Raw genomic sequence first — 12,685 nt, forward strand, 5'->3', positions numbered from 1 at the left:
GGACATCTCCCTGACATAGCAGAAAGATGCGCTCCATGCCATTCATCCCAATCTGTTACATTATTAGCAGAGAGGAAAGTTATCAGTTTCATGCAGCAGAAGCCACGTTCTTTCTCTTGACCTCCTGCAACTTCGAATAATCCATTACTCTGTGGACGTTTCATTCAATTCTATAATTGTTATTCGTTAATCTTATTCCACTCACTCTCCATTATCACATACCCGCACTTATTGCAACTGTGGATGAATGTATTAAATGGAACTGTTGTGTAATCTTCAACTGCCATCTCAATACTGCCACATTCCGGACACTCAATCTTTACTTCGTTGCAACCGGAATAATCCCAAAAGGATAGCTTACCTTTCACGTTCTCAAATGGTTTTTCAAAGAGAATTGGATTAGCCAACACCCAGTTATATATACCTTTATCCGCCCAAATGGATGGGTGGTTTAGCACACAGTCTACAATCTCCACACTACCGATGATGGAGCCAAAAGGCATATTTCCAAACATGGTTTCTTTAGCTATTGCAGCAAATGCTGCCTTTGTCTGCGCATCAGTTAGGTCAACGCTAAACTTTCTACCATGGGAACCGGAAGCATGAATAAGGACACGTCCACGGAAATTTGTTCGCCAACTCCGGTTCTCAATATCTTTGATACCGTGGACTATCAAGGAAGCCCACGGTTGTTTTATCGTTATTGCTTTCATTTCTATATTTATATGTTAGTTATTGCCAATTATGATGTGTCTCACAAACTAGCTGCCTAAATGGGAAGAAATCATAAACATTACACTTTACGAAATTATCCCAAAAACAATCTGTTGAGTGTATACAGTTAGTACAGCACTTATCATAAGTACCGATATTTAATCCTATTTTCTTCATATCTACCTAGTTATGAATTAGTGTAAACACCTTAATCGTAATTCTCAATGCGTGACTGACATTCACTTACTACCTCTTTTAAAATCTCCGCACACTCTTCATTTGAGTAGTTTTGCAGCAATTCATCAATATGCTGCATTATATCATTTACTTCCATACGCTTTCTTTGCCATTATATTAATTAACTTTATTGTCTTATCACTTAATTTGCCATTAGCTGTTGTAACGTGCTGGATGGACTTATGTAATTGGATTCTGCTCATATTTTTCTTGTTATGGGATAATTAATTCGGGATTATCATAGATATTACCAATCACGATAGTATCATCCATTTTTGTAAGATCAGATTGCCCGAAATAGAATAAATTTCGACCATTAGAAAGTTGAAAACGACAATTATCATATAGGATAATAGCTGTATATTCTTCTGGTTCAAAACCAAATGTAATAGTGTGAAGAATATCCCCTTCATAGATTTCTTTTCCGTTCTTGTCGAATAAGCCTGTGAATTGTCCCACAGTTGTAGTTTCTACCTTACTTCTATTAAACATTTCAGTAGCTTCGCATCCATATTGGGAAAGTTTCTTGCTGAAAATAGCCATTTCACCACTTTCGTACTGAATCAAGTCACCAAATATCCATTCGTTATTATATAAGTTTTTACCTCTGAATTTTATTGTTCTCATATTCATTACTATCTTTATGTTATTCGTCAATTACTTCTTATTCTCCTTGCATTTCTTGCAGAGATAAAGCCCTGTATCTTCATCTCTACCCTCTGATTTCCACATATCAGACATACAATTATCGCAATATGTAGCCTCACTTTCATCTTCACATGCTCCACAAAAGTTCTTTCCCTCAATCTCGTAATGACAACCTTCGGAATAACTATCATACAATCTCTTACACACGTCACACATTTCTATCGAATCCGGTAGTATGGGGAAGTGTTCTTGTAGATACCAAATAACAGTACTTGATTGCTCTGGAGTAAGTTTAACTTTATACTCATCACCTAAAGAAATTCCTTCTGGAATATCACCCTACAAAAAGGAATGAAACTCTTGAATCCATTCTAAATCGCTCCAATCACGATTAGAATTATTCTTTTGAAGTTTGATCTCATTCTTATTCATTTCTATCTTGAATTATTGAAATAGTGCTTGCTGCACTTGCGACAATACAAATTTATTCGCATCAGCAAAGAACTTTTTCTTTATCTCGAATCCGTATGCTCTGCGTCCTAGTTGGGCGGCAGCTAATAAGGTAGAACCACTTCCGGCACATGGATCAATTACCACATCACCCTTATCAGTAAATATCTCTATTAACCTACGAAGAAGTGGAACCGGCTTCTGTGTTGGATGTATTTTAGGTGTATCATTGTCTCTTACCCAATCAAAGCAGTTGAATATCATCCGACCATCATTGTTGAACTTTGGAAGTTTTTCACGATAAAAAAGTAAACCGTACTCACAGTTACCTACTACTTTCATGTTTGCTTTTAATACCTGTGCGGAAAAATCTTTCCGGAATACAAGATTGATATAATTATTCAGCCCATATCTTTTACCTAGTTCAATATACCGGAACTGATCCTCAAACTCACAGAAGATTATCATACAAGGCGCCTTAGCTTTATCCTTTGGCTCTTTTACAAGCATCTGGGAACAGAAATGCATAAATTCCGCAGGTCTAAAATCCTTATCAGTATCAAAGAACTCTTTACCCGCCTTATCGCTTTCTCCGTTCTTATTATCACCATCCACATACCATGAGGGATTAGAGGCATAAGCATTATTTCCTAAATTGTAAGGGACATCGGCTATAATTAGTTGAGCTTTAGGAATTCCATAAACTTTATAATTCTGGAAATGATCATTGTATAACTCTATTTCTTTCATATTTAAATTGGCTTGAATTATAGTAGCCCAAAGGCTACCAGATTAAACATCTCCCCACAGTGTCTTTGCGAGTTCGTATTTCTTTTGTAATTCATTTACTTCTTTCTTTGCATAAGTAAGAGCATAAGAATGACTACGCGGGCACTTTCCCGATTTAACGGCTTCGTGATATTTTTGAGCAACTTCAAGTTTATGCTCGTAGAAATCGATACTCTCCGGCATGGATAAATTGATTGTATTTGCACGTTGTTCCCAATATTTAGCTATCCTTTCGTGCTCGGCTGCTTTTTCGTCAAACTGAACACTTTTACCCATATTGTTCCATGCATCATCTATCGCTTTTCTGTGTCGCTTCTCGCTATGATGTCCCACTTTGATAGGTTCACCTAGAGAAAGAAAATCCTTATCTTTATTGGACTTGTTGTAGTATTCACTGCTTTTCTGTACAGCAGATGTAGCCCATTCATGACGACGTTCAGCCCTTTGTTTAGCCCACTCTTGTACATTAAATCCATCAGCCCGTACGATCGAGTAATAATAGAATCCATCACGTTCGTAAATGAGGTTGAAAACAATACATTCATTTTCTTTTCCATACTTGGTTGTAACCTCGATTACTTCTCCTTTTTCATGTTTTTCACTACATTTTGCAAGAAAAACATTTGGTACATATTTACTATACGTATTCATAGTGCCTATAATTATTGATTAAAAACTTCTTTGTGTACTTGGTTAATTGTTCCATTGATTATTAATGATCCTTTGGTAACACGAATCTTGTTACCTTTCTCTTGAACTTGGTAGCCCGCTTTTTTTAGCCGGTCTATTTTCTGTTGTGGCTCCATTTTAAAACCCCTCATCATCATAATCTGTATCAAATATTCGTGCAACCATATCGACGATATTTTCCTCAATGTCTTCCGTAGATCCGGTTACAGCATTAGCTATATTCTTTTTCTCCTGGATGATTCGATAAACCTTCTCATCTATCGTCCGACGGCCAAGAAAATAGTAACAGGTAACAGAGTCCTTTTGCCCGATACGGTGTGCCCGGTCTTCGCACTGACAACAATCGGCGTATGTCCAAGGGAACTCAACAAAAGCGACATTACTTGATGCAGTAAGCGTTAAGCCAACTCCAGCCGCTTTAATAGAGCAAATAATTATATCTGTCTTAGGATTATTCTGGAAGGCATCAACCGCTCTTTGCTTAACATCTTGGGAATCTCTTCCGGTAACTGACACAGCAGTGGGAAAGTAACGTTTCAGTTGGTCTACAACCTCATGAAGAGAACAAAAGAGGATTATTTTCTTTCCATTCTCCCGGAAGTCTTTCACAAATTCAATAACATCGCGTACTTTTCCACGTGCGGAGATCTGCCGAAGAATATTGATACGTACCATGACTTCACCACGCAAAGCCTTTTCAATCTTTTCATCGTCGGCATCCTTATATTTCTGTAGATACATAATAAGGTCACGTTCGGCATCTACGTACTCCTTACGATTAGTAATTTCACATGTGTTTACTTGACGTATTTTATCCGGAAGATCTGTAAGAACTAGTGACTTTTCACGTCGAAACATACAGTATTTCCATAGGTTGAAATTTAATTCTTTCAAATTTGACGCTTCTCTTTGACCTGAACAGTATCGGTTAACAAAAGGCTTATAACCTCCAAAATCTTCCATACGATTCAATATTGCTAGCTGTGGAATCAGGTCTTTTGGCCTGTTGACAACTGGGGTTCCCGTCAATTCGATAATCCATTCTTTGCCGGTGCATATCCCTTTACAGAATTTAGCCTGCTGGGTAGATGCAGATTTACAACGATGACTCTCATCAATGATAACTGATTTGAATAAGTTGATTGAGTTTCTAAATTCTACATCTCGTAGCGTCCAGCCTTCGGACTTCTTTATACGTTGTACAAAGTACTTTTTTAAAGACTCATAATTGACTATAAATACCTGATGCATTCCTGTTTGAAAGAAAAAAGTCCAAGTATCACGTACTTTATCAGTTAAGATCATTGCTTTTTTGTCCGTAAACTTCTCCCATTCACGCATCCAGTTTATTTTTAATGAAGAAGGACAAATAACAAGACAAGGAAAAGCACCAGCGATATTAATTGTTGCAATACTCTGCAATGTCTTACCGAGTCCCGGTTCATCACAGTTCATAAACCGTTTTAATTCTAATCCTCGAGCAATGCCTTTAAGTTGATAAGGATAAGGTTGAATTTTAAGATTATGAGGAATGACCAGCTCCGGAAGTTCCGGAATATCGTAAACAGCTTCTTCTTCCCTTTTTTCATTGCCACTAAGCCAGTTTATATTCTCAAATTGCTGTATTTGATAAATCATCCTTTCAAGATCAACTCTACTCCTAGTCGGAATAATCCAAACTTTTCGGGTACCGTCAAAACGTCTTCCAGGAATCTGCCTGATCCGATCTACGATAGAAGGTTTATATTTGAAAGATAATTCAAAATTATCTCCTTTTAATTCGATATTCATGATTTAGAGTATTTTGTAGGGGGAATTATCCCCCTATAGTGATTGGTGTTATGCAGTTGCATCTAAAGGAGCTGGAGCTTCTATTTGCTTCTTTCGCCCTCTTTTTTTAGGTTTATCTTCAATTATAACGGCTTCTTCCGGTTCGTCTGTATCAAAATCAAGACGTTCCTGTCTGACTCCCCATTTCTCTTCAAACAGATAACTCTCAACTTCCGCATCACAAGCTGCCGCATCAATGCTCAATTCTTCATAGTAAGGATAGTCTGCATCAAGAAGAGGAACGAAGATTTTCAGATCAACAACCTTGCCAGACTGAAGTAATTTAGCTCCCATAATAGTAATTCCAGAAACACTGTCGACACTATCGTTTGCATAGCCGGTTATGATGTAATTTTCAAGAATCTCTGAATAGCCAGGAGACGTAAAACTATCCTTATTAATATTGGCAGCTTCCGGCTGTTCGCATAATACGACAAGATGTAATTTAAGACGATTAAATGTCTCTCTTAAGTCACTATGAATGATCTGATCGCAGTTCTTGCTAATTACATTCGTATAGTTTGCTTCCGAAAAACGTTCATTGTACACTACATTCAAGCGGTCCTTTTTAATAATCGCTTTCTTGATTTCATTTTTTGCTTGTTCCATAATCTTCTTTAGTTGATAAAGTGATAATACTAAACGTTGATACAACTCCCATTACGGCAGCCGTAGTTATTTCTCTAGTTGTAGCATCTTCTCTTTGAGAGAAAGATAATGCCGTAAACAGGCCGATAACGGATATTCCGATTGTGACTCTTCTTAGATTTTTCATGATAATTACTTTTTGTTGTTAAACATTCCGGACATTTGCATTTCTGCCTTAGCTTTACTTATTACAGTTACACACCACGATAATTGATGTGTTGCCGTCCGATTGCAACGTTCGCACCAATCAACTAAGTATCTCTCTTCCCGACATAAAGAATTGACTAGAGCATTTATCGCTGTCGCTGTTGCTTTCGCACTTTTTGCCGTGTCTACAAGCGTCTGCATGACCTCGGATTTCATTGCCTCATTGAGCCAATATTTTGAATCTGCGAGCAATTTTCCAGAGCGGGCAACATATACAGCTAAATCATTACCGCGTTGTACAGCTTCTGCTACATCTTCGCTCATAGTTATATTAAGGAATGAATCTATATTGGTTAATTCGGCCAATATTTGTTCTTTTGATGTAATAAGTAAATTCATATTGTTTTATGGTAAAATATAATCAGACCATTAATTGCCACCACTTAAAAGCAAGGTCCTCGTATTTCTCTTTTCCTCTGATGTATGAAGGGTGTTTCCGGTCGGTGATAAAATGCTTGAAGATTCTACAATTCTTCTTGCTGATAGCATAAATAAAATCTTGTTTGCTACCGGCTATATCCATATACCATGCCCGGGACCGGTCCCAGTCAAAGAAATCTATCGCTTCATCAAATTGTGTTTGGGACTCTGCGAAGGTCGTTTTTAAATCACCTCCAAAGTTGAAAGAAGACAACCACCAATCCCATTTACACCGTGTATCAAGATGATAAACAAAGTTCCCATAAAAGAACTCTTGTTGTTTATTAACCATAAACTTTTGTGTATCGGACTGTGCTAAAACGACAGCTAGAAATTGATCCTTTTCTGCTTCTTTCCGGAGAGCCTTACGCATTTCAAGCCCTAGTTCAAATTCGTCTTTCGTATACACGTAATCGTCTACCATTAACTTGTCATATCTTACACGCTCGTTTTCTGTAATAAGAGCATCTACAAGAGTTCCAAACTTGAATGCCTTCTCTTTATCCCCGTATTGAGCACGGGGATAAAGATAGTTCTTAAGCTCTGTCAGATCTGAATTGCTGACCTCCGGACGAGAGTAATATGAATCAGGATTTGACATGGCTATTTGGCTTTTACATCTGCTTCATATCGGATGAATTTTGATTCGATATGCTTTTGATCTTTACCGTTCGCCTGCTTCTCGCAATAAGTAATCATCTTTTTAAAGATTTTCTCCAGTTCTTCAACAGGCAATGTTTGACCTTCGTTTATCCACCACATCTGGAATATTTCTAAATATCCCTGCTGATGAAGTACAACAATCTTTTCTTTCACCTTGGCGTTAGTCGGTGGAGGAGCAATAGAAGCGGCAGCTTCCATAAAAAGACTACCAATAGAGCTTTGTTGTGCCTTCAGTGCAGCCTCTTGTTTTGCTGCTTCTTCCTCCTTTTTCAACTCTTCCATTCTTTTGGCTGCAGCTTCTTTTTCACGTTGTTTACGCAATTCTTCCGCTTTGGCAGCTTCCTCTGCATTAGCGAGACGAAGTTGTTCCAGTTCTGCAAGTTCCTTGCGTTTAGAGGGAACACGGTCGGTAAGGTCTTGCTTAACGCTTACAATCTTTGCCTTATACTGTTGAGCGTATTGCTCATATTTGCCCTCTAGAACTTCTCGGCGAATCTCCTGTTTTGTTTCTTGACTAATATAGTAAGTCGCAGAATCCGCACTAAACTTATCAAAATGAGATTTGGGATAATCGGTCTGAAAAACTGTGATTCCTATAACTTCACGATCGAAGTTTTCATAAGTCAAGTTGGAAAATATTCCCTGCAATTCAGAAACTTTACTTGAAAGATATTGGTTGAAATAAGAAAGAAGGCTATCCCCTATTATCTGTCGATAGTTTGCTTTCTCTGTTTCAATTCTAGCTCTCTGTTCCGCTTCTCTCTTTCTTTTCTGTTCTTCTTCGTATTTAAACTTGGCATACTCATTGCGCTTTATCACAAGCTTTCCGGGAATTGTTGAAGGATCCTTAGGATCAATTTGTTTTTCTTGGGAGGTGAAAAAGGAACGTATTCTATCAAATATCTGCGTAATAGGTTTACGACGTTCATCCATATTTTTGAGTGTTACGCTAACCTTTTTCAAGTAGTCGGCTGTAGCCTGATCTATTGTTTCATTCATACCTTCTCCTTCGATAGTGTCAAGGAGAGCTTGCCCAGCTTCATTACACTTTTTGACAGAATTTGTATTCTTCCCCATTATATCTGGAAAAGATGACAGAATATTTTTTGCTTCGTCTATTTTGATTAACTCTGTTGCCATATTATTTATTTTAATCGGTTAGTAAGTATTAGAATCCACCGTCTTCATCATCATCGGAGACTGGCACCTGTACAGGTTCTGGAGCTTCCAGTTGTTTTTCTTCACCGAAAGGAATATTAGGATTATCCACAGCCTGAACGGGTTCATTAACCTTATCTTCATCCACCAAGCCATAGTCGATAATTTCTTCCTCTTCTTGATCCGAATCCATAATAGTAAACTTACCTGTACGCACTTTTGGATAAGCATCAAACGCATGTTTGATCATCTTATTCTCAAGGAACCCAGGATCAATGCTGCCATTATTCGAAGTATAGAGTGCATTGGCTTTACCCAATTCACGTCTTTTAGTTTGATCGTTCCACTTCGAATTTGCTTTTTCACTATAATGTTTCAATCGTTCGATATCACCTTCCATTAACCATTGATAATCTACCGAGTTGTCATTTCGTACAATACGAATGAATGCAGCAATAACTTTGGTTGAAGTACGGGGACATTGTGCTTCATACTCGATATTCTTTATACCATTAACTAAGGATGCTTTAAAATGATCTCCCTCATATACAACGACTGGATTATCCGCATACTTGATTTGCCCGGCACGCATACGCATTGTCAGTTCGCCATACCCGGTAACTGAAACATAGGCACGTTTTTCATAAATATCATATCCTTGTGCATTCTTGTGTCCGGTTTTACTGCTTCTGCTAAGTATATAGCAAAGTGGATGTCCTGTTTGATCTAGTGTAAGACCGTTGACTGCTATATCAAGAAAACAGCCATATAGAGACATCTTTGTCGAATCTGCCAAATCAGGATTATCACGGAGAAGTTTTTGAAAGTTGAATACTTCTTTATGATACATTTGCTCACCTTTATCTGTTCCCCAGATAGCATTGTACATTTGAACGAATTTTGCCTGTACATTTTCACTTTCGACAATTTTCGTTGCTGGAAGCGCATTTAGCTCTTCCACTTTTACTTCAATAATTTTACTCATAATTGTTTAAATATTAGCGTTTTATTAATCTCCTTGATATACTCCACGTCTATATTCCTCCATTAAAAGAATATCTTCGGCCGTGGGCTCTATGCTTATATTTTTATCAGGTTTAATCTCTACAGGAGTAGGAACATAGTTCTTTTTCTGTTCTTCTCTTTCTGCAATCTGCTTTCCGATACTGTCTTGCAGAGCCTGTAATACTTCTGATGATTTCGGTATATATCTCATACAGCGATCTGCATTAGTTGTTTGATAATGTTATCTGGAACTTTATTATGCAAATCCATCATTGCACTGGCTGTTTCCAATTCGGATCGTTTCACATAATATTTTCCTCTTTCCTTATTATTTGCCGGATAAAACTTAATCCAGGCTTTTTCGCGCCACTCTTTTATTAGGCGTTTTCCGTATATTTCTTCCGCTTGTGATATTGTTACTACTTCGGGGAGTAGTCCCAGCATCGTAAGCGTTTGCACCGTCCCAATTTTAATGCATCGGGCGACCATCATTTCGAAGCAATTTTCCATAATCTCTAATTAGGCTGTTTCCTATACTTTTGAATGGTGTTGAGCTGATTTTATTACTGAAACACATCTGCATCTCTATGCTATGCTGCCTGATTAATATTGATTAGAGTTCATATACTTCTTCTATTTTATTTCTTCGTATTCTTGCCCGTCGACTCCGGTTAAGATCGTTGTTGCAGTCAAATGCAATCTGAAAGGCAATAATTCCAAGAAACGAAAGAGCTACGATTGTTTTCTGCAATTGCTGGAAATCAATATTTAGAGCAAATGCTCTATTAGCCCACCAACTGCCTAATTCATTCAGTTTACTTGTTCCTGTCTTTTTGTAAGCTCTATCCAGTATTACGTTTACCGTCCCGTATGCAATATTCAAGAGATCCGCAATCTCTTTCTTTGCTTTACCACAAAAAGCGAGGCCAGCAATCTGATTTTCGCGCTTCGTTAGTTTAGCGTCAGCTTGCAGTTCCATGATGCAAAGTCTCTAGTTCGGCGGCAGCTTTGGAGACTCCTTTAGTAGCTTCCAAGGCTTCATTAGCCATTCTTACAGCGACATTCAATACTTTTGCTTTGTAGGTTGAGCGAGCAGAAGCCGGCTTATTATTAAGGATATTGTGCACTGTACCCTGTGAGCATCCTACTTCTTTCGCTATCTGCTTTTCGTATCCGTAAGGCAGATTTGCTTTGATAGTTTCTAATTGATTTTCCATATACATTATTATATTTATAGTTTCTAGTTCCCGGAAAGGCGGTCAAACCCGTCCGGGATTATATAGCTTATTCTTCCGTTTCTTTGTCAGTGAATGAATACTCTTCTTCTGCAATTCCGAAAGAAGAAAACAGTTCACGAATTTCATCTTTCAGTTCTTCGTCACCATCACACTCATATCCATCATTCATATCATAAGTTGGTAGTTCCCAAACATTGGTACTTGTTTGGTTCAGTTCTGTACGCAGCAAACTATATCTAATTGCATCCTTTGCCTTACTTGCTTCCTGTAATGAAACTTCTAGAATTGTCTTCATTTTCTTATTTTATTTATAAATGTAATCAGGTGAATTTTTATATCCATCAAACGAAATTCCAAACGCATCAAAATCACTCTCGCTTGCTAGTCTGATTTCATTCGGATTGTTGATCTGGAAATTGTTCTGCAAATTGGTTGTACCAATAGCTCCTTTCAGAGGTGAAGAATGTAGTATTTGAACTGAATCAGGCAATTCTGGTAGAATATACCCAAGCGTATGTTCTTTGTAAACCACTAATTTTATTTTTTCTGTCTTTACCATATCTATATATCGATTTAGAGTAAATAATCTATTTTGTTAACTTTATTGCCCTTTTATTTTGGCGTTATCATTGTTTTGCGTTAACTTTATAGTGCAAATATAAATTTTGTTTATATAGAAAACAACTTTATATATAAACATTGTTTAGTTTTTAATATAAATTAAGTTTGTATGACAGTAAACGAGAGGATAAAACTCGCAATAAAGTGGTTAATTGGACAACGTATTGCAGATAACCAAGAAGAAGTAGGTAAGCTATTAGGCTACTCAAATAAGTCATCATTTTCTCAAGTGATAAATGGAAGGGTTCCATTACCTAATGATTTCGTAGAACGTTTATGTTCGCTCGATAGAAATATAAACAAAGTTTGGATAACCGAAGAGAAAGGTGAAATGATATATCCTCAAAAAACACATATTACTAATGTAGATATTGACAAAGCTTCAAATATAAAAGGAATACCTTATTTTGACGTTGATGTTACTATGGGATATGATGAACTTCCCAACGATCAGACTAATATTCCTAATTACTATTTGCATATACCTGCATTTCAGAATTGTGATTGTGCGGTACCAGCTTATGGACGTTCTATGATTCCAGACATAAATGATGGTTCTATTATAGCCATTAAGGAAGTCAGTTTAGATAGTGTTCTTCCTGGAGAGGCATACCTTATTATAACAGACGAATACAGAACTGTGAAGTATATCCGTAACTGCAAGGATAATCCCAACAAGTGGCGCTTAGTCCCAAAGAACCTAGAAGAGTTCGATGAGATGGTAATAGACAAAGCTAAGATACTCCGGGTATTTCTCGTTAAGGGAGTAATCACAAACAAAATATTATAATATAAAGCACAAATATTATGGCTTCAATTCCTGATTTTAATTATAACAACGTGCTCCCTCCTCATTTAGGGAATCCCACAGATACTAGTAAAATATCACCATATAAAACAGATATTATGGAATTCTGTAAAAAGTTTGCTACATCATCTGAAAGAATAGAGATTTTAAAAGGATTTATCTATTTTAGATTAGAGGCATGTAAAAAGAATATTGTAAATGGATTCCAATGGATTGATGGGAGTTTTACAGAGAATATTGAAGCGTCAGAAAAAAGAGCTCCACATGATATTGATGTGGTGAGTTTTATATCACAAATATCTCCTCAACTCGAGCAAGATATAATTATTAAATTTCCAGCATTTGCATCTCCCTCTCTTTCAAAAAGCCAATATCATGTAGACCACTATCTTGTGATATTTGACCAGAATCCTTTAATGACTGTCCAAATGACCAAATATTGGATTCAATTGTTTAGTCATAATAGGGCTGGGGTATGGAAAGGTATGATTGAGTTACCATTGTACAATACCCTTGATTCAGATAATGAAGCCTTAAACTTTTTAAATTCACTATGATT

20 protein-coding genes are annotated in these 12,685 nt (G+C 37.1%); 2 read left to right on the forward strand and 18 right to left on the reverse strand.

Annotated elements, in window-relative coordinates; genetic code table 11:
* Positions 1-179 precede the first annotated feature (179 nt).
* The 18 genes from I2I04_RS01510 to I2I04_RS01595 all read right to left on the reverse strand — a co-directional run bounded on the left by I2I04_RS01510 (position 180) and on the right by I2I04_RS01595 (position 11,256).
* Complete coding sequence (locus tag I2I04_RS01510; protein ID WP_195654108.1) at positions 180-713, reverse strand: ASCH domain-containing protein; 534 nt, start codon at positions 711-713, stop codon at positions 180-182.
* A 451-nt stretch (positions 714-1,164) separates the two neighbouring features.
* Positions 1,165-1,578, reverse strand: coding sequence for a YopX family protein (locus I2I04_RS01515; RefSeq protein WP_008998690.1), 414 nt, complete (start codon positions 1,576-1,578; stop codon positions 1,165-1,167).
* A 30-nt stretch (positions 1,579-1,608) separates the two neighbouring features.
* Positions 1,609-1,806, reverse strand: a complete 198-nt coding sequence (locus I2I04_RS01520; RefSeq protein WP_138301452.1) for a hypothetical protein — start codon at positions 1,804-1,806, stop codon at positions 1,609-1,611.
* Between the two features lie 237 nt (positions 1,807-2,043).
* Entirely contained in the window at positions 2,044-2,799 is a 756-nt protein-coding gene (locus I2I04_RS01525; RefSeq protein WP_008998692.1) for a DNA-methyltransferase, read from the reverse strand.
* Positions 2,800-2,841: 42 nt separating this feature from the next.
* A complete protein-coding gene (locus tag I2I04_RS01530; protein WP_008998693.1) occupies positions 2,842-3,489 on the reverse strand; it encodes a DUF3560 domain-containing protein in 648 nt (215 codons plus the stop codon).
* Positions 3,490-3,645: 156 nt separating this feature from the next.
* Positions 3,646-5,319: a DEAD/DEAH box helicase gene (locus I2I04_RS01535; protein WP_118029609.1), complete on the reverse strand. Its 1,674-nt coding sequence runs from the start codon at positions 5,317-5,319 to the stop codon at positions 3,646-3,648.
* Between the two features lie 48 nt (positions 5,320-5,367).
* Entirely contained in the window at positions 5,368-5,967 is a 600-nt protein-coding gene (locus I2I04_RS01540; protein WP_008998695.1) for a hypothetical protein, read from the reverse strand.
* Positions 5,948-6,133 carry a hypothetical protein gene (locus I2I04_RS01545; RefSeq protein ID WP_005681099.1) on the reverse strand — a complete coding sequence of 62 codons (186 nt, stop codon included), beginning with the start codon at positions 6,131-6,133 and terminating at the stop codon, positions 5,948-5,950. Before I2I04_RS01545 ends, I2I04_RS01540 begins: the two co-directional genes overlap by 20 nt.
* A 5-nt stretch (positions 6,134-6,138) precedes the next feature.
* On the reverse strand, positions 6,139-6,552 hold the full coding sequence (locus I2I04_RS01550; RefSeq protein ID WP_008998696.1) for a hypothetical protein: 414 nt from the start codon (positions 6,550-6,552) through the stop codon (positions 6,139-6,141).
* A 22-nt stretch (positions 6,553-6,574) separates the two neighbouring features.
* Positions 6,575-7,234 carry a hypothetical protein gene (locus tag I2I04_RS01555; RefSeq protein ID WP_008998697.1) on the reverse strand — a complete coding sequence of 220 codons (660 nt, stop codon included), beginning with the start codon at positions 7,232-7,234 and terminating at the stop codon, positions 6,575-6,577.
* A gap of 2 nt (positions 7,235-7,236) precedes the next feature.
* On the reverse strand, positions 7,237-8,436 hold the full coding sequence (locus tag I2I04_RS01560; protein WP_008998698.1) for a hypothetical protein: 1,200 nt from the start codon (positions 8,434-8,436) through the stop codon (positions 7,237-7,239).
* A gap of 28 nt (positions 8,437-8,464) precedes the next feature.
* Positions 8,465-9,439 (reverse strand): recombinase RecT, encoded by a 975-nt coding sequence (locus I2I04_RS01565; protein ID WP_005681103.1) that lies wholly within the window; start codon positions 9,437-9,439, stop codon positions 8,465-8,467.
* A 24-nt stretch (positions 9,440-9,463) separates the two neighbouring features.
* Positions 9,464-9,670, reverse strand: coding sequence for a hypothetical protein (locus tag I2I04_RS01570; RefSeq protein ID WP_008998699.1), 207 nt, complete (start codon positions 9,668-9,670; stop codon positions 9,464-9,466).
* Positions 9,667-9,969: a hypothetical protein gene (locus I2I04_RS01575; protein ID WP_005681105.1), complete on the reverse strand. Its 303-nt coding sequence runs from the start codon at positions 9,967-9,969 to the stop codon at positions 9,667-9,669. Before I2I04_RS01575 ends, I2I04_RS01570 begins: the two co-directional genes overlap by 4 nt.
* 103 nt (positions 9,970-10,072) lie before the next feature.
* Positions 10,073-10,438: a helix-turn-helix transcriptional regulator gene (locus I2I04_RS01580; protein WP_008998700.1), complete on the reverse strand. Its 366-nt coding sequence runs from the start codon at positions 10,436-10,438 to the stop codon at positions 10,073-10,075.
* Positions 10,422-10,676, reverse strand: coding sequence for a hypothetical protein (locus I2I04_RS01585; RefSeq protein ID WP_005681107.1), 255 nt, complete (start codon positions 10,674-10,676; stop codon positions 10,422-10,424). Before I2I04_RS01585 ends, I2I04_RS01580 begins: the two co-directional genes overlap by 17 nt.
* Positions 10,677-10,743: 67 nt before the next feature.
* A complete protein-coding gene (locus tag I2I04_RS01590) occupies positions 10,744-10,992 on the reverse strand; it encodes a hypothetical protein (protein WP_008998701.1) in 249 nt (82 codons plus the stop codon).
* Positions 10,993-11,001: 9 nt separating this feature from the next.
* Positions 11,002-11,256: a hypothetical protein gene (locus I2I04_RS01595; RefSeq protein ID WP_008998702.1), complete on the reverse strand. Its 255-nt coding sequence runs from the start codon at positions 11,254-11,256 to the stop codon at positions 11,002-11,004.
* A gap of 171 nt (positions 11,257-11,427) precedes the next feature.
* Between I2I04_RS01595 and I2I04_RS01600 the strand changes: the two genes are divergently transcribed.
* Positions 11,428-12,108, forward strand: a complete 681-nt coding sequence (locus I2I04_RS01600; protein WP_195654109.1) for a helix-turn-helix transcriptional regulator — start codon at positions 11,428-11,430, stop codon at positions 12,106-12,108.
* 17 nt (positions 12,109-12,125) lie between these two features.
* Positions 12,126-12,683 (forward strand): DUF6932 family protein, encoded by a 558-nt coding sequence (locus tag I2I04_RS01605; protein WP_175353338.1) that lies wholly within the window; start codon positions 12,126-12,128, stop codon positions 12,681-12,683.
* The last annotated feature ends 2 nt before the right edge of the window (positions 12,684-12,685 follow it).

The sequence above is a fragment of the Bacteroides sp. 1001136B_160425_E2 genome (assembly GCF_015559655.1).
GTDB lineage: Bacteria > Bacteroidota > Bacteroidia > Bacteroidales > Bacteroidaceae > Bacteroides > Bacteroides luhongzhouii.